Origin of the sequence: Subtercola sp. YIM 133946 (assembly GCF_036553535.1) — a bacterium.
In the GTDB taxonomy this organism is placed as follows: Bacteria; Actinomycetota; Actinomycetes; order Actinomycetales; family Microbacteriaceae; genus Subtercola.
In genome coordinates, this window is record NZ_JAZHPE010000017.1 from 29,920 (window position 1) to 44,378 (window position 14,459).

Below are 14,459 nucleotides of genomic sequence, written 5' to 3' on the forward strand. Positions count from 1 at the left end.
GAACGAGCCAGCTAGATTGGCAATCCCAACTGAGACGGGTAGTGTGCAGCCATGACCACCACGATCACGAGATTCTCGCGCAGAGGCAGCTTCTGGGCATCCGCCGCGGTTCTCGCCCTGTGCCTGTGGGCCAGCGGGGCCCCCTCGGTGCTCTACCCGAGCTACGCCGCCGAATGGCAGCTCTCGTCGACCGTCATCACGACCATCTTCGCTACCTACCCGCTCGTGCTGCTCGTCGGCCTGCTCGTCTTCGGCAACATCTCTGACACCATCGGCCGCCGCCGCGCAATGCTCATCGGGGTCGGCCTCATCCTCGTCTCGGGCGCCCTGTTCGCCATCGCGCCCAACGTGGCATGGCTCTACGTCGGTCGGGCGCTGCAGGGCATCGGCACCGCCTTCGCGCTCGGCGCCGCCAGCGCCTCGCTCGTCGAGAACAACACGTCGTCGAACCCGCGCCTCGCGAGCTCGCTCACCACGGCGTCGACCGCCCTCGGTCTCACGCTGGCGCTGCTCATCTCCGGAACCCTGGCCCAGTACGCGCCGTGGCCCCAGCAGCTCAGCTACATCGTGCTCGCGGTGCTGAGTGCCCTCGTCTTCGCGGCGGTCTACCGTATGCCCGCGCAGACTCCGGATGCCCGGCCGGCCTGGCGCCCGCAGCCCATCCGTGTGCCCCGCGGAACTGTTCGCGTGTTCCTCGTGTCGACCCTCTCGGTCGCCCTCGCCTACTCGGTCGGCGCTGTGTTCCTCTCGCTGGGCGCATCGATCGCCCGCGACCTCACGGCCACCACCAACCTTCTGGTGATCGGCGGACTGCTCGCCGTCTCTTCGGTGATGATCGGCGCCACCGCGATCGCGCTGCAGCGCATCCACGCCCACGTCGCCGTCATCGTCGGAGCCGTGCTGTCGATCGCCGGTCTGGGCGTGCTCGAGATCGTCGTCAGTTCGGGCTCGATCGGGCTGTTCCTGCTCTGGTGCGTCGTCGGCGGCGCCGGCTATTCGCTCGCCTTCATGGGCGGGCTGCAGCTGATCGGGCGCCTCACCCGCCCCGAGCACCGTGGCGCCACGCTGTCTGCGCTCTACCTCTTCTCGTACCTGCTGCAGGCGCTGACCGCCGTGGGTGCGGGCATCCTCGCCACCGGCCTCGGGCTCGCCGCCTCGGTCGACATCGTGGCGCCGCTGGTCGCCGTTCTCGCGGTGGCGACGGGGGTTCTGGCCCTAGTCGACTGGCGCCTGCGGGCGCGCGCGGCGGTCGCGGTCGCCTGAGTCGTTCGCCAGCGCAGGCGTGACACGCCGCCGCGACACGCCCGGGTTGCACGAACCCCTACGGTGTGGCAGACTCTTCTAGTTCAGTATTTCGGGTCGAACTGTGTCGCGTTGTGCCAGTCACATACGCATGACAGGGGCGGTCCGCATCACTACCAGGCAGTGCATAGCTATAGATCCTCGATCTTGTAGGGCTAGGCCGCGGGTAGCAGAACGCAAGTTCAAACATCAGCTTCAGAATCCCCTCTCGAAATCGCGTCGATTTCTGCGCGGTCGAATCGCGCCAGTACTCTGCGCGGCGGCGGGTGGGGCTTTGACAGAAGAACAGTGTTCTAAGCGCGTCCAATGCCGCCCAGGTGAACAACACCTGAGATGTACGACGCAAGACAAGAGAGTGAGTCACACATGGCGGGACAAAAGATCCGCATTCGACTTAAGTCGTACGACCACGAGGTCATCGACAGCTCGGCGCGCAAGATCGTCGACACAGTCACGCGTGCAGGTGCGACCGTAGTGGGCCCCGTGCCGCTGCCGACCGAGAAGAACGTCATCGCGGTCATCCGTTCGCCTCACAAGTACAAAGACAGCTTCGAGCACTTCGAGAAGCGCACCCACAAGCGCCTCATCGACATCATCGACCCGACGCCCAAGGCTGTCGACTCACTGATGCGCCTCGACCTTCCGGCCGATGTCAACATCGAGATCAAGCTGTAGGGAGTGACTGATGGCTACTACAACTAAGACGTCCAAAGGTCTGCTCGGCATCAAGCTCGGCATGACCCAGGTGTGGGACGAGAACAACCGTCTCATCCCCGTGACCGTCGTTCAGATCACCCCGAACGTCGTGACTCAGATTCGCACCCCCGAGGTCGACGGCTACGAAGCCGTTCAGATCGCGGCGGGCCAGATCGACCCCCGCAAGGTGAACCAGCCGCAGACCGGCCACTTCGACAAGGCAGGCGTCACGCCTCGCCGTCACGTGACCGAGATCCGCACCGCCGACGCCGCGGAGTACGCGCTCGGCCAGGAGCTCACCGTAGACGCCGTGTTCGAAGCCGGCAAGAAGGTCGATGTCGTCGGCACTTCGAAGGGCAAGGGCTTCGCCGGTGTCATGAAGCGCCACAACTTCAAGGGTGTCTCGTCGTCGCACGGTTCGCACCGCAACCACCGCAAGCCGGGTTCCATCGGCGCCTCGTCGACCCCCAGCCGTGTCTTCAAGGGCATGCGCATGGCCGGCCGCATGGGTGGCGAGCGCGTCACCGTGCTGAACCTCGTCGTGCACTCGGTCGACGCCGAGAAGAACCTCCTCCTCGTCAAGGGCGCCGTTCCCGGCGGCCGTGGCCGTCTCGTTTTCGTTCGTACCGCAGTAAAGGGGGCGTAACCCATGGTTGACGCAACTGTCGACGTCGTCGACGCCCAGGGCAAGAAGGCCGGCACGGTCACTCTTCCCGGTGAGCTCTTCGACGTTCAGACCAACATCCCGCTGATCCACCAGGTCGTCGTCGCGCAGCTCGCTGCTGCACGCCAGGGCACGCACAAGACCAAGCGTCGCGGCGAGGTCTCCGGTGCCGGCCGCAAGCCGTTCAAGCAGAAGGGAACCGGCCGCGCCCGTCAGGGCTCGATCCGCGCTCCCCAGATGACCGGCGGTGGCATCGTGCACGGCCCGACCCCGCGCAGCTATGACCAGCGCACCCCCAAGAAGATGATCGCGGCAGCTCTGCTGGGTTCGCTCTCCGACCGGGCCCGCGGCAGCCGCGTGCACGTCGTCGACTCGCTGACCCTCGGGCCGGTTCCGTCGACCAAGACTGCTCTCGACCTGCTGAACCTCATCGCGACCAGCAAGCACGTTCTCGTGGTCGTCGAGCGCGGCGACGACATCGCCGTCAAGAGCGTTCGCAACGTTCCCGAAGTCCACGTTCTGACGTACGACCAGCTGAACGCCTACGACGTACTGGTGAGCGACGACATCGTCTTCACCAAGGGCGCCATCGACGGCTTCATCGCGTCGAAGAACAAGAAGCAGGAGGTTGACGCATGAGCGGCAACAACAAAGACCCCCGCGACATCATCATCTCGCCGGTCGTCTCTGAGAAGAGCTACAGCCTGATCGACGAGGGCAAGTACACGTTCATCGTGGCCCCCACGTCGAACAAGACCGAGATCAAGCTCGCCATCGAGAAGATCTTCGGTGTTCAGGTCGACTCGGTCAACACGCTGAACAAGCAGGGCAAGACCCGCCGTACCAAGTTCGGCATGGGAAAGCGCAAAGACACCAAGCGTGCCATTGTCACTCTCAAGTCCGGCACCATCGACATCTTCACGGCTGTCGGCTAGCCGGAAAGCGTAAGGACAAAAACATGGCTATTCGCAAATACAAGCCGACTACTCCCGGCCGTCGTGGTTCATCTGTTGCAGACTTCGCAGAGATCACCCGCACCACGCCCGAGAAGTCGCTTCTCCGCCCGCTGCCCAAGACCGGTGGCCGCAACAACGCCGGTCGCATCACGACCCGTCACATCGGTGGTGGCCACAAGCGCCAGTACCGCGTCATCGACTTCCGTCGCAATGACAAAGACGGCGTCAACGCCCGCGTCGCCGAGATCGAGTACGACCCGAACCGCACGGCTCGCATCGCACTGCTGCACTTCGTCGACGGCACCAAGCGCTACATCATCGCCCCGAACAAGCTCAACCAGGGCGACATCGTAGAGTCGGGTGCCGGCGCCGACATCAAGCCGGGCAACAACCTGCCGCTGAAGAACATCCCCGTCGGTACCGTCATCCACGCGATCGAACTGAAGCCGGGCGGCGGTGCCAAGATGGCACGGTCAGCCGGTGCATCCGTTCGTCTCGTCGCAAAAGACGGCCCCTACGCCCAGCTCCGTCTGCCCAGCGGTGAGATCCGCAACGTGGATGCTCGCTGCCGCGCGACGATCGGCGAGGTCGGCAACGCCGAGCAGTCGAACATCAACTGGGGCAAGGCCGGCCGTAAGCGCTGGCTCGGAGTTCGCCCCACGGTTCGTGGTGTCGCGATGAACCCTGTCGACCACCCGCACGGTGGTGGTGAGGGCAAGACCTCCGGTGGTCGCCACCCGGTCAGCCCGTGGGGTCAGAAAGAGGGCCGCACCCGCCACCCCAACAAAGAGAGCGACAAGCTCATCGTTCGTCGCCGCAACGTCGGCAAGAAGCGTAAGTAGGAGTCGAGAAGATGCCACGCAGTCTCAAGAAGGGCCCCTTCGTTGACGATCACCTGCTCCGCAAGGTCGTCGTACAGAACGAAGCCGGTTCGAAGAACGTCATCAAGACCTGGTCACGCCGGTCGATGATCATCCCAGCCATGCTGGGCCACACGATCGCCGTTCACGACGGTCGTAAGCACATCCCCGTGTTCATCACGGAGACCATGGTCGGTCACAAGCTCGGCGAGTTCTCGCCGACGCGTACCTTCCGCGGCCACGTGAAAGACGACAAGAAGGGTCGTCGCCGCTAACGCGGTGGCGTAAGGAGGAGAGAAATGGTGGAGTCGATCGCACGCGTGCGTCACATCCGCGTCACCCCCATGAAAGCTCGTCGCGTCGTCAACATGATTCGCGGCAAGCAGGCCATGGAGGCCCTGGCAATTCTGAAGTTCGCCCAGCAGGGCGCGAGCGAGCCTGTCTACAAGCTCGTCGAGTCTGCGATCGCGAACGCGAAGGTCAAGGCCGACAGCAGCAACAGCTACCTCGACGAGCAAGACCTGTTCGTCTCGAAGGCATTCGTCGATGAGGGCGCAACCCTCAAGCGCTTCCAGCCCCGTGCACAGGGACGCGCTTTTCAGATCTTGAAGCGCACCAGCCACATCACGATCGTGCTCGCCACGCCCGATGAGGCCGGCGTCGTTTCACAGGGTTCCAAGAAGGCAGGAAAGAAGTAATGGGCCAGAAAGTAAACCCCTACGGTTTCCGTCTGGGCATCACGACCGACCACGTGTCGCGCTGGTTCTCTGACAGCACCAAGCCGGGTCAGCGCTACGCCGACTTCGTCGCCGAAGACGTGAAGATCCGCAACCTGCTCACGAAGTCCCTCGACCGTGCGGGCGTCGCCCGCATCGAGATCGAGCGCACCCGTGACCGCGTTCGCGTCGACATCCACACCGCCCGTCCGGGCATCGTGATCGGTCGCCGTGGCGCCGAGGCCGAGCGCATCCGTGCCGACCTCGAGAAGCTCACCAAGAAGCAGATCCAGCTGAACATCCTCGAGGTGAAGAACCCCGAGGCTGAGGCCCAGCTGGTGGCGCAGGGCATCGCCGAGCAGCTCAGCGCACGTGTGGCGTTCCGCCGCGCGATGCGCAAGGGCCTGCAGGGCGCCCAGCGCACGCCGACCGTCAAGGGTGTTCGCATCCAGGTCTCCGGCCGCCTCGGTGGCGCGGAGATGAGCCGCTCGGAGTTCTACCGCGAAGGCCGTGTGCCACTGCACACCCTGCGCGCGAACATCGACTACGGGTTCTACGAGGCCAAGACGACCTTCGGTCGCATCGGCGTCAAGGTGTGGATCTACAAGGGCGACATCACCAACAAGGAGCTTGCCCGCGAGCAGGCCAACCAGAAGTCAACGCGCCCCGAGCGTCGTGACGACCGTCGCGACGGTGGCGACCGCCCCCGTCGTAACAGCGGAGCCCCGACCAGTGCGCCCAAGGCAGACGCCGCCCCCGTGGCAGCTGCAGGAGTTGAGGCATAACCATGTTGATCCCACGCAGAGTCAAGCACCGCAAGCAGCACCACCCCGGCCGTAGCGGCCAGGCCACCGGCGGCACCACCGTGTCGTTCGGCGAGTGGGGCATCCAGGCCCTGACCCCGGCTTACGTGACCAACCGCCAGATCGAGTCCGCTCGTATCGCGATGACGCGTCACATCAAGCGTGGTGGAAAGGTGTGGATCAACATCTACCCCGACCGCCCGCTGACCAAGAAGCCGGCCGAGACCCGCATGGGTTCCGGTAAGGGTTCGCCTGAGTGGTGGATCGCGAACGTCAAGCCGGGTCGCGTGCTCTTCGAGCTCTCCGGTGTCAACGACACCGTCGCTCGTGAGGCGCTCACCCGAGCTATCCACAAGCTGCCCCTGAAGGCACGCATCATCAAGCGCGAGGAGGGCGACGCATAATGGCGATCGGTTCTAAAGAGCTCAACCCCGTCGAGCTCGACACATTCGAAGATTCACGCCTCGCCGACGAGCTGCGCAAGGCCAAGGAAGAGCTGTTCAACCTGCGCTTCCAGTCGGCCACCGGCCAGCTCGAGAGCCACGGCCGCCTGCGCGCCGTGAAGCGTGACATCGCCCGCATCTACACGATCGTGCGCGAGCGCGAGCTGGGCATCCGTGCCACGCCCGTCGCCGTCGAGGTCGCGCCGGTGGAGGCACCCAAGAAGACCCGCAAGGCAAAGGCCGCCCCTGTCGAAGAGGCGCCCGAAGCCGAAGCAACCGAGACAACTGAGGAGGCCAAGTAATGGCTAAGACTGAAGCAGCCGCTGCTGCAGCCGTCGAGACTGTTGCCGCGCCCGATCACGAGCGCGGTTACCGCAAGACCCGTCGTGGCTACGTCACCAGCGACAAGATGGAGAAGACCATCGTCGTCGAGGTCGAAGACCGCGTGAAGCACCCGCTCTACGGCAAGGTCATCCGCCGCACCTCCAAGGTGAAGGCGCACGACGAGGCCGGCGCCGCCGGTATCGGCGACCTGGTGCTCATTTCGGAGACCCGTCCGCTGAGCGCCACCAAGCGCTGGCGCCTGGTCGAGATTCTCGAAAAGGCCAAGTAGGCGCCCGCGCTTACTGACCTCTCGATTAGGAAGAGTAGAAAATGCTTCAGCAGGAATCCCGAGTCAAGGTTGCCGACAACACCGGCGCCAAGGAGCTCTTGACGATTCGCGTTCTCGGTGGCTCAGGCCGTCGGTACGCCGGCCTCGGTGACATCATCGTGGCGACCGTCAAAGACGCCATCCCCGGCGGCAACGTGAAGAAGGGTGACGTCGTCAAGGCGGTCATCGTTCGCACCAAGAAAGAGACCCGTCGCGTCGACGGTTCGTACATCAAGTTCGATGAGAACGCCGCCGTGATTCTGAAGGCCGACGGAGACCCCCGTGGTACCCGCATCTTCGGACCGGTCGGCCGCGAGCTTCGCGACAAGAAGTTCATGAAAATCATCTCGCTGGCACCGGAGGTCATTTAGTCATGGCGAACATCAAGAAGGGTGACCTGGTTCAGGTCATCTCGGGCGCGACCCAGGAACGCGGCGGAGACCGCGGCAAGCAGGGTCGTGTCATCGAAGTACAGGTCGAGAAGAATCGCGTGATCGTCGAAGGCGTGAACTACGTCAAGAAGCACGTGCGCGTCGGCCAGACCCAGCGCGGCACCAAGACCGGTGGCATCGAGACCGTCGAGGCCCCGATCCACGTGTCGAACGTCGCACTCGTCGACCCCGAGACCAAGAAGCCGACCCGCGTCGGTTTCCGCGTCGAGCAGGTCACCAAAGACGGCGTCACCAAGAACGTTCGCGTTCGTTACGCCAAGAAGAGTGGCAAGGACATCTGATGACTGACACAACAACTGCCGCGCAGGCTGTCAAGGTGCAGCCGCGCCTGAAGCAGAAGTACAAGAACGAGATCGTTCCCCAGCTCACGAAAGACTTCAGCTTCACGAACGTCCACCAGGTTCCCGGCCTCATCAAGGTCGTCGTGAACACCGGTGTCGGTGAGGCTGCACGCGATGGCAAGATCATCGACGGCGCCGTGAAAGACCTGACCGCCATCACCGGCCAGAAGCCGCAGGTCACCAAGGCCCGCAAGTCGATCGCCCAGTTCAAGCTGCGCGAGGGCCAGCCCATCGGCGCCCACGTCACGCTTCGTGGCGACCGCGCGTGGGAGTTCCTCGATCGGCTGCTGTCGCTCGCGCTTCCCCGCATCCGCGACTTCCGTGGTCTCTCCGACCGCCAGTTCGACGGCCAGGGCAACTACACCTTCGGTCTCACCGAGCAGTCGATGTTCCACGAGATCGACCAGGACAAGATCGACCGCGTTCGCGGTTTCGACATCACCGTCGTCACCACGGCGAAGAACGACGACGAGGGTCGTGCGCTGCTCAAGGCGCTCGGCTTCCCGTTCCGTACGGCCGACAACGCGTAACACCTCGTTGATCGAGTAGCGCGAAGCGCGGATCGAGATCCAGGTTTCGATACGCTCCTGCGGAGCTACTCAACCAGCGAGAAAGCAGTAAACCAGGCTCAGCAATTCGGCTGGGCCTGGCCGAGACCACAGGTCGGCATCCTCGAAAAGGGTGTCGAAACCAGGCCAGAAGGGCAACTCTCCAATGACAATGACAGATCCGGTCGCAGACATGCTGACCAGACTGCGCAACGCCAACTCGGCATTCCACGACACCGTGTCGATGCCGCACAGCAAGCTCAAGTCGCACATCGCTGACATCCTCAAGAGCGAGGGCTACATCTCTGCATGGGATGTCAAAGACGCAGAGGTCGGCAAGACCCTGACTCTCTCGCTCAAGTTCGGTCCGAACCGTGAGCGCTCCATCGCGGGCATCAAGCGCGTTTCGAAGCCCGGCCTCCGCGTATACGCGAAGTCGACCGAGATCCCCACCGTTCTGGGTGGCCTCGGCGTCGCAATCCTCTCAACGTCGTCGGGTCTGCTGACCGATCGACAGGCCTCACAGAAGGGCGTGGGTGGGGAAGTCCTCGCCTACGTGTGGTAGACACTCATGTCACGTATTGGAAGACTGCCGATCGAGATTCCTGCTGGAGTCGACATCACCATCAACGGTCAAGACGTCACCGTCAAGGGTCCGAAGGGTGAGCTCGCGCTCACCGTCAAGGCTCCCATCGAGGCGAAGGTCGAAGACGGCCAGATCCTGGTCACCCGCCCCGACGACGAGCGCGAGTCGCGTTCGCTGCACGGCCTGACCCGCACGCTCATCGCGAACCAGATCATCGGCGTGACCCAGGGCTACACCAAGGGCCTCGAGGTCGTCGGTACCGGTTACCGCGTCGCCGCCAAGGGAGCGAACATCGAGTTCGCCCTCGGCTACTCCCACCCCATCACCGTCGAGCCGCCCGCGGGCATCAGCTTCACGGTCGAGGGTGTCAACAAGCTCACTGTCAGCGGTATCGACAAGCAGGCTGTCGGCGAAGTAGCTGCCAACATTCGTAAGTTGCGCAAGCCGGAGCCCTACAAGGGCAAGGGTGTGCGCTACGCCGGCGAAGTCGTTCGTCGCAAGGCCGGAAAGAGCGGTAAGTAATCATGGCTACTGGAACCAGAGGCAAGAGCAAGGCCGCAGCACGCGGCCGTCGCCACGACCGCCTGCGCAAGAAGGTCGAGGGTACCGAGGTTCGTCCTCGCCTCGTCGTCACCCGCTCGGCCCGTCACGTGTTCGTTCAGGTCGTCGACGACAGCAAGGGTTTCACCCTCGCATCGGCATCGACGCTCGAAGCAGACCTGCGCACCTTCGATGGTGACAAGTCGGCGAAGGCCCACAAGGTCGGCGAACTGGTCGCCGAGCGCGCCAAGGCTGCTGGCATCGAAGCAGTCGTATTTGACCGCGGTGGCAACCGTTACGCCGGGCGCGTGGCGGCAGTCGCCGATGGCGCTCGTGAAGGTGGACTTGACCTGTGAGCGACGAAAAAGCAAAGGAAGCTGACGTGGCAGAAGCTACGACCGCCGAGCCGACAACGGCAGCGGCGACGACCGAAGCGCCCGCAGCGCAGAACGAGCCTCGTGAGGCCCGTCGCGGCGGTCGCGAGCGCAACCCCAACAAAGACCGCGGATCGCGTGACTCTGAGAAGAGCCAGTTCCTCGAGCGCGTCGTCACCATCAACCGCGTCTCCAAGGTGGTGAAGGGTGGTCGTCGCTTCAGCTTCACCGCCCTCGTCGTCGTCGGTGACGGCAACGGTCTGGTCGGTGTCGGCTACGGCAAGGCCCGCGAGGTGCCCACGGCCATCTCGAAGGGCGTCGAAGAGGCGAAGAAGAACTTCTTCCGCGTTCCCCGCGTCGCCAACACCATCCCGCACCCTGTACAGGGTGAGGCGGCTGCCGGCGTCGTTCTGCTGCGTCCCGCAGCGGCCGGTACCGGCGTCATCGCCGGTGGCCCCGTTCGCGCGGTGCTGGAGTGTGCGGGCATCCACGACGTTCTGAGCAAGTCGCTCGGGTCGTCGAACACGATCAACATCGTGCACGCAACCGTCGAAGCACTCAAGCAGCTCGAGGAGCCCCGCGCCGTGGCAGCACGCCGTGGCCTCGACCTCGACCGCGTCGTACCCGCTCGTCTGCTGCGTGCCCAGGCTGAGGCCGATGCGGCCGCAGCACTCGCAAAGGCAGGTGCATGATGGCTACGAGCCTGAAGATCACGCAGATCAAATCCAAGATCAGCGAAAAGCAAGACCAGCGCGACACCCTGCGTAGCCTTGGCCTTCACCGCATCGGACAGTTCGTCGTGCGTGAAGACAACTCGCAGAACCGCGGCTACGTTCGCCACGTCGCTCACCTGGTGAAAGTCGAGGAGATTGACTAATGGCTGAAGAGAAGAATGGCGCTGCCGAGGTAGCGCCGAAGGCTGCATCCAAGACGGCAGGCGCCGCCAAGGCCGCGCCCAAGGCGAAGGCCGCGTCGACCGAGACCACGACCGCTGCAGCGAAGGCCCCCAAGGCCACCGCCGCGAAGGCCAGTGCCTCGACCGACGAGGCGCCGAAGGCCGCCAAGGCTGCCAAGGCCCCCGCGACCACGGCCGCTGCTGCGGACTCCAGCTCGGAGACCGTGACGGCACCGAAGGCCGCCAAGGCCAAGGCCGAGCCGGCCGAGGCGCGCGAGCAGGTGCTGAAGGTTCACCACCTCCGCCCCGCCGCCGGGTCGAAGAAGGCACGCACGCGTGTCGGCCGCGGTGAAGGCTCGAAGGGCAAGACCGCGGGCCGTGGCACCAAGGGAACCAAGGCGCGTTACAACGTGCGCCTGGGTTTCGAGGGTGGCCAGATGCCGCAGCACATGCGCACACCGAAACTGCGCGGGTTCAAGAATCCGTTCAAGATCGAGTATCAGGTGGTCAACCTCGATCGTCTGGCAGAGCTGTACCCGACCGGTGGTGAGGTCACGATCGCCGACCTCGTCTCGAAGGGCGCAGTTCGCGACAACGAGAAGGTCAAAGTTCTCGGCAATGGGGATATTGCGGTCAAGCTGAACGTCACCGTCGACAAGGTCTCCGGCTCTGCCGAGCAGAAGATCGTCGCGGCTGGTGGCTCCGTCAAGTAACGCTGCATGCTCGTCGCGGGGGCGGCTGTCTTATGGCAGCCGCCCTTCGGCCTCCCGGCCCCGGCGAGTTCGAGTAGAGTCTTCGGTGGGAATCACTTCCTGCGATGACTCTGCTCGCGCAAGTCTCGTTTTCACCTAGCAGGAGGCCTTTTTTTGTTTAGAGCCGTCGGCAGGATCTTCCGTACTCCGGATCTCCGCCGGAAAATTCTGTTCACGCTCGGCATCGTCGCGCTCTTCAGGCTGGGGTCGTTCATCCCGGCGCCGTTCGTCGACTTCGGCAACGTGCAGGCCTGTCTCGCCGCGAACCAGAACACCTCGGGCCTCTACGAGCTCGTCAACCTGTTCAGTGGTGGCGCGCTTCTCCAGTTGTCGATCTTCGCGCTGGGCATCATGCCGTACATCACGGCGTCGATCATCGTGCAGTTGCTGCGCGTGGTCATCCCTCACTTCGAGACCCTGTACAAAGAGGGCCAAGCCGGCCAGAGCCGCCTCACCCAGTACACGCGGTACCTCACGATCGCCCTCGGCGTTCTGCAGTCGACGACCCTCATCACCGTGGCGCGCAGTGGCGCCCTGTTCGGCACGAGCACCACGACGCAGTGCACGCAGCTCATCACGAACGACGCCTGGTACGCCATCCTGCTGATGGTCATCACGATGACCGCCGGCACCGGCCTCATCATGTGGATGGGTGAGCTCGTCACCGAGCGCGGCATCGGCAACGGCATGTCGCTGCTGATCTTCACCTCGATCGCCGCCCGCTTCCCGGGTTCGCTCGTCGCCATCCAGCAGGAGCAGGGAATCGAGGTTCTGCTGATCGTCATTCTCATCGGCGTGCTGATCATGGCGGCCGTGGTGTTCGTCGAACAGTCGCAGCGCCGAATACCCGTTCAGTACGCCAAACGAATGGTCGGCCGTCGAACATACGGCGGCAACAACACCTACATTCCCATCAAGGTCAACATGGCCGGTGTGGTGCCGGTGATCTTCGCGTCGTCGCTGTTGTACCTGCCCGCCCTGATCGCGCAGTTCAACCAGCCGAAGGCCGGCGAGACCCCTGCCGCCTGGGTGACCTGGGTCACCAACTACCTCACGAGCGGCAACCACCCGCTCTACATGCTGCTGTACTTCCTGCTGATCGTGGGCTTCACGTACTTCTACGTGGCCATCACGTTCAACCCCGAAGAAGTCGCCGACAACATGAAGAAGTACGGCGGGTTCATCCCGGGCATCCGCGCCGGCCGGCCGACGGCCGAGTACCTCGACTACGTGCTGACGCGCATCACGCTCGCCGGTGCGCTGTACCTCGGTCTCATCGCGCTCATTCCGCTGATCGCGTTCGTGCTGGTCGGTGCCAACCAAAACTTCCCGTTCGGTGGCGCCTCGATTCTGATCATCGTCGGCGTCGGCCTCGAAACGGTCAAGCAGATAGACTCGCAGCTCCAGCAACGCCATTACGAAGGGCTTCTGCGTTGACGCGTCTCCTGTTGATCGGCCCGCCGGGTGCGGGTAAGGGCACCCAGGCCGTGCGGCTGTCGGTCGCCTGCAACGTGCCCGCCATCTCGACCGGCGACATCTTCCGCTCGAATGTCGAGCAGGGCACCGAGCTCGGCGTGAAGGCCGCCGAGTTCATGAACGCGGGCAAGTACGTGCCCGACAGCCTGACGAACGACCTCGTGCGCAGCCGGCTCAACGAGGCCGACGTCGAAGGCGGGTTCCTGCTCGACGGCTACCCCCGCACGGTCGCGCAGGTGGCCGAACTCGACGACATCCTCGCCGGCACCGGGCACTCGCTCGACGTCGTCGTGCTGCTGAGCGCCGACACCGACGAGATCGTCGGCCGTCTGCTCAAGCGCGCGCACGAACAGGGCCGCGCCGACGACACCGAAGACGTCATCCGTCATCGGCTCGAGGTGTATGCCGAGCAGACCACCCCGCTGATCGACATCTACGCCGAACGCGGGCTCGTGGTCGAAGTCGACGGCCTCGGCTCGGTCGATGAGGTCACGACGCGCATCACCGCAGCTCTGGATGCCCGGGGCATCGCGCTTTTCGCCAGCTGAACGTGGCCCGCCCCTCGATCTACAAGACCCCGGCCGAACTGCGCCTGATGGTCGGGCCCGGCCTGACGACTCTGGCGTCGCTCGATGCCGTGCGTGCGGCCATCCGCCCCGGAATCAGCACGCTCGAGCTGAACGACATCGCCGACGCGGCCATCCGTGCGCGCGGGGGAGTGTCGAACTTCCAGCTGGTGCCAGGCTACCGGCACACCGTGTGCGCTTCGGTCAACGATGACGTCGTGCACGGCATCCCAAACGACCGCGTGGTGGGCCCCGGTGACATCGTCTCCATCGATTCGGGCGCAGACGTGGGCGGGTGGAACGGCGACTCCGCGATCACCGTCGTGGTGCCCGACGCGTCGAGGCCCGAGCTCGTCGCCGAACGCCAGCGCCTGGCCGACGTCACCGAAGCGTCGATGTGGCACGGCATCGCGCGCCTGGCCGTGGCCCGGCACCTGAACGAGGTGGGCGAGGCGATCGAAGACTATGTCGAGTCGCAGGGCGAGTACGGCATCCTCACCGACTACATCGGGCACGGCATCGGCCGAAGCATGCACGAGGAGCCGCCGGTGTTCAACTACCGCGTGCGCTCGCGCGGCCCGGCGGTCAAACCCGGGCTCGTGGTGGCGATCGAGCCGATGATCACGGCGGGTGGCATCGACACCTTCACGCGCGACGACGACTGGACGGTCGCCACCCGTGACGGCAGCATGGCGGCGCACTGGGAGCACTCGGTGGCCGTGCACCAGGGCGGCATCTGGGTGCTGACGGCGGCCGATGGTGGTGCGGCCGCGCTGGCGCCCCTCGGGGTAACGCCCGTGCCGATCGCCTGAGCCTGCGGCGCCGCACACCGCCGAC

The 14,459-nt window shown here is 64.6% G+C and carries 24 protein-coding genes; all 24 read left to right on the forward strand.

Features of this window, described 5'->3' with window-relative positions; all coding sequences use genetic code 11:
* Positions 1-51: 51 nt before the first annotated feature.
* The 24 genes from V3W46_RS06375 (at position 52) to map (ending at position 14,434) form a co-directional block, all read left to right on the forward strand.
* The gene (locus tag V3W46_RS06375) at positions 52-1,263 is read left to right on the forward strand and encodes an MFS transporter (RefSeq protein WP_331782261.1); all 1,212 of its coding nucleotides are present in this window, start codon (positions 52-54) and stop codon (positions 1,261-1,263) included.
* A 405-nt stretch (positions 1,264-1,668) separates the two neighbouring features.
* Positions 1,669-1,977, forward strand: a complete 309-nt coding sequence (gene rpsJ, locus V3W46_RS06380; protein WP_104242452.1) for a 30S ribosomal protein S10 — start codon at positions 1,669-1,671, stop codon at positions 1,975-1,977.
* Between the two features lie 10 nt (positions 1,978-1,987).
* Positions 1,988-2,644: a 50S ribosomal protein L3 gene (gene rplC, locus V3W46_RS06385; protein WP_331782262.1), complete on the forward strand. Its 657-nt coding sequence runs from the start codon at positions 1,988-1,990 to the stop codon at positions 2,642-2,644.
* Between the two features lie 3 nt (positions 2,645-2,647).
* Positions 2,648-3,301: a 50S ribosomal protein L4 gene (gene rplD / locus V3W46_RS06390; protein ID WP_331782263.1), complete on the forward strand. Its 654-nt coding sequence runs from the start codon at positions 2,648-2,650 to the stop codon at positions 3,299-3,301.
* Positions 3,298-3,597: a 50S ribosomal protein L23 gene (gene rplW, locus V3W46_RS06395; RefSeq protein WP_331782264.1), complete on the forward strand. Its 300-nt coding sequence runs from the start codon at positions 3,298-3,300 to the stop codon at positions 3,595-3,597. The genes rplD and rplW overlap by 4 nt, the downstream gene beginning before the upstream one ends.
* 23 nt (positions 3,598-3,620) lie before the next feature.
* A complete protein-coding gene (gene rplB / locus V3W46_RS06400) occupies positions 3,621-4,460 on the forward strand; it encodes a 50S ribosomal protein L2 (RefSeq protein WP_331782265.1) in 840 nt (279 codons plus the stop codon).
* Positions 4,461-4,471: 11 nt separating this feature from the next.
* Positions 4,472-4,753: a 30S ribosomal protein S19 gene (gene rpsS / locus V3W46_RS06405; RefSeq protein ID WP_104242462.1), complete on the forward strand. Its 282-nt coding sequence runs from the start codon at positions 4,472-4,474 to the stop codon at positions 4,751-4,753.
* Between the two features lie 24 nt (positions 4,754-4,777).
* Entirely contained in the window at positions 4,778-5,176 is a 399-nt protein-coding gene (gene rplV / locus V3W46_RS06410) for a 50S ribosomal protein L22 (RefSeq protein ID WP_331782266.1), read from the forward strand.
* A complete protein-coding gene (rpsC, locus tag V3W46_RS06415; protein WP_331782267.1) occupies positions 5,176-5,979 on the forward strand; it encodes a 30S ribosomal protein S3 in 804 nt (267 codons plus the stop codon). The genes rplV and rpsC overlap by 1 nt, the downstream gene beginning before the upstream one ends.
* Positions 5,980-5,981: 2 nt before the next feature.
* Positions 5,982-6,401, forward strand: a complete 420-nt coding sequence (gene rplP, locus V3W46_RS06420) for a 50S ribosomal protein L16 (protein WP_331782268.1) — start codon at positions 5,982-5,984, stop codon at positions 6,399-6,401.
* Positions 6,401-6,742 (forward strand): 50S ribosomal protein L29, encoded by a 342-nt coding sequence (gene rpmC / locus V3W46_RS06425; protein WP_331782269.1) that lies wholly within the window; start codon positions 6,401-6,403, stop codon positions 6,740-6,742. Before rplP ends, rpmC begins: the two co-directional genes overlap by 1 nt.
* Entirely contained in the window at positions 6,742-7,053 is a 312-nt protein-coding gene (gene rpsQ / locus V3W46_RS06430) for a 30S ribosomal protein S17 (protein ID WP_331782270.1), read from the forward strand. Before rpmC ends, rpsQ begins: the two co-directional genes overlap by 1 nt.
* Before the next feature lie 41 nt (positions 7,054-7,094).
* Complete coding sequence (rplN, locus tag V3W46_RS06435; protein WP_205107253.1) at positions 7,095-7,463, forward strand: 50S ribosomal protein L14; 369 nt, start codon at positions 7,095-7,097, stop codon at positions 7,461-7,463.
* A 2-nt stretch (positions 7,464-7,465) separates the two neighbouring features.
* Positions 7,466-7,825 carry a 50S ribosomal protein L24 gene (gene rplX, locus V3W46_RS06440; RefSeq protein WP_231026310.1) on the forward strand — a complete coding sequence of 120 codons (360 nt, stop codon included), beginning with the start codon at positions 7,466-7,468 and terminating at the stop codon, positions 7,823-7,825.
* Positions 7,825-8,415: a 50S ribosomal protein L5 gene (rplE, locus tag V3W46_RS06445; protein WP_331782271.1), complete on the forward strand. Its 591-nt coding sequence runs from the start codon at positions 7,825-7,827 to the stop codon at positions 8,413-8,415. Before rplX ends, rplE begins: the two co-directional genes overlap by 1 nt.
* 184 nt (positions 8,416-8,599) lie before the next feature.
* Positions 8,600-8,998 (forward strand): 30S ribosomal protein S8, encoded by a 399-nt coding sequence (gene rpsH / locus V3W46_RS06450; protein ID WP_331782272.1) that lies wholly within the window; start codon positions 8,600-8,602, stop codon positions 8,996-8,998.
* A 6-nt stretch (positions 8,999-9,004) separates the two neighbouring features.
* Complete coding sequence (gene rplF / locus V3W46_RS06455) at positions 9,005-9,541, forward strand: 50S ribosomal protein L6 (RefSeq protein WP_331782273.1); 537 nt, start codon at positions 9,005-9,007, stop codon at positions 9,539-9,541.
* A gap of 2 nt (positions 9,542-9,543) precedes the next feature.
* On the forward strand, positions 9,544-9,915 hold the full coding sequence (rplR, locus tag V3W46_RS06460) for a 50S ribosomal protein L18 (protein WP_331782274.1): 372 nt from the start codon (positions 9,544-9,546) through the stop codon (positions 9,913-9,915).
* 26 nt (positions 9,916-9,941) lie between these two features.
* Positions 9,942-10,625 (forward strand): 30S ribosomal protein S5, encoded by a 684-nt coding sequence (gene rpsE, locus V3W46_RS06465; RefSeq protein WP_331782275.1) that lies wholly within the window; start codon positions 9,942-9,944, stop codon positions 10,623-10,625.
* Entirely contained in the window at positions 10,625-10,810 is a 186-nt protein-coding gene (rpmD, locus tag V3W46_RS06470; protein ID WP_104242488.1) for a 50S ribosomal protein L30, read from the forward strand. Before rpsE ends, rpmD begins: the two co-directional genes overlap by 1 nt.
* Positions 10,810-11,541, forward strand: a complete 732-nt coding sequence (gene rplO, locus V3W46_RS06475) for a 50S ribosomal protein L15 (RefSeq protein ID WP_331782276.1) — start codon at positions 10,810-10,812, stop codon at positions 11,539-11,541. The genes rpmD and rplO overlap by 1 nt, the downstream gene beginning before the upstream one ends.
* A 153-nt stretch (positions 11,542-11,694) precedes the next feature.
* Positions 11,695-13,017 carry a preprotein translocase subunit SecY gene (secY, locus tag V3W46_RS06480; protein ID WP_331782277.1) on the forward strand — a complete coding sequence of 441 codons (1,323 nt, stop codon included), beginning with the start codon at positions 11,695-11,697 and terminating at the stop codon, positions 13,015-13,017.
* Positions 13,014-13,604, forward strand: a complete 591-nt coding sequence (locus V3W46_RS06485; RefSeq protein WP_331782278.1) for an adenylate kinase — start codon at positions 13,014-13,016, stop codon at positions 13,602-13,604. Before secY ends, V3W46_RS06485 begins: the two co-directional genes overlap by 4 nt.
* Before the next feature lie 47 nt (positions 13,605-13,651).
* Positions 13,652-14,434, forward strand: a complete 783-nt coding sequence (map, locus tag V3W46_RS06490) for a type I methionyl aminopeptidase (protein ID WP_331782311.1) — start codon at positions 13,652-13,654, stop codon at positions 14,432-14,434.
* Positions 14,435-14,459 lie beyond the last annotated feature (25 nt).

Bases quoted from the DNA above. Each gene is read 5' to 3' on its own strand.
- V3W46_RS06375 (WP_331782261.1), top strand. From the start codon at position 52: ATGACCACCACGATCACGAGATTCTCGCGCAGAGGCAGCTTCTGGGCA.
- rpsJ (WP_104242452.1), top strand. From the start codon at position 1,669: ATGGCGGGACAAAAGATCCGCATTCGACTTAAGTCGTACGACCACGAG.
- rplC (WP_331782262.1), top strand. From the start codon at position 1,988: ATGGCTACTACAACTAAGACGTCCAAAGGTCTGCTCGGCATCAAGCTC.
- rplD (WP_331782263.1), top strand. From the start codon at position 2,648: ATGGTTGACGCAACTGTCGACGTCGTCGACGCCCAGGGCAAGAAGGCC.
- rplW (WP_331782264.1), top strand. From the start codon at position 3,298: ATGAGCGGCAACAACAAAGACCCCCGCGACATCATCATCTCGCCGGTC.
- rplB (WP_331782265.1), top strand. From the start codon at position 3,621: ATGGCTATTCGCAAATACAAGCCGACTACTCCCGGCCGTCGTGGTTCA.
- rpsS (WP_104242462.1), top strand. From the start codon at position 4,472: ATGCCACGCAGTCTCAAGAAGGGCCCCTTCGTTGACGATCACCTGCTC.
- rplV (WP_331782266.1), top strand. From the start codon at position 4,778: ATGGTGGAGTCGATCGCACGCGTGCGTCACATCCGCGTCACCCCCATG.
- rpsC (WP_331782267.1), top strand. From the start codon at position 5,176: ATGGGCCAGAAAGTAAACCCCTACGGTTTCCGTCTGGGCATCACGACC.
- rplP (WP_331782268.1), top strand. From the start codon at position 5,982: ATGTTGATCCCACGCAGAGTCAAGCACCGCAAGCAGCACCACCCCGGC.
- rpmC (WP_331782269.1), top strand. From the start codon at position 6,401: ATGGCGATCGGTTCTAAAGAGCTCAACCCCGTCGAGCTCGACACATTC.
- rpsQ (WP_331782270.1), top strand. From the start codon at position 6,742: ATGGCTAAGACTGAAGCAGCCGCTGCTGCAGCCGTCGAGACTGTTGCC.
- rplN (WP_205107253.1), top strand. From the start codon at position 7,095: ATGCTTCAGCAGGAATCCCGAGTCAAGGTTGCCGACAACACCGGCGCC.
- rplX (WP_231026310.1), top strand. From the start codon at position 7,466: ATGGCGAACATCAAGAAGGGTGACCTGGTTCAGGTCATCTCGGGCGCG.
- rplE (WP_331782271.1), top strand. From the start codon at position 7,825: ATGACTGACACAACAACTGCCGCGCAGGCTGTCAAGGTGCAGCCGCGC.
- rpsH (WP_331782272.1), top strand. From the start codon at position 8,600: ATGACAATGACAGATCCGGTCGCAGACATGCTGACCAGACTGCGCAAC.
- rplF (WP_331782273.1), top strand. From the start codon at position 9,005: ATGTCACGTATTGGAAGACTGCCGATCGAGATTCCTGCTGGAGTCGAC.
- rplR (WP_331782274.1), top strand. From the start codon at position 9,544: ATGGCTACTGGAACCAGAGGCAAGAGCAAGGCCGCAGCACGCGGCCGT.
- rpmD (WP_104242488.1), top strand. From the start codon at position 10,625: ATGGCTACGAGCCTGAAGATCACGCAGATCAAATCCAAGATCAGCGAA.
- rplO (WP_331782276.1), top strand. From the start codon at position 10,810: ATGGCTGAAGAGAAGAATGGCGCTGCCGAGGTAGCGCCGAAGGCTGCA.
- map (WP_331782311.1), top strand. From the start codon at position 13,652: ATGGTCGGGCCCGGCCTGACGACTCTGGCGTCGCTCGATGCCGTGCGT.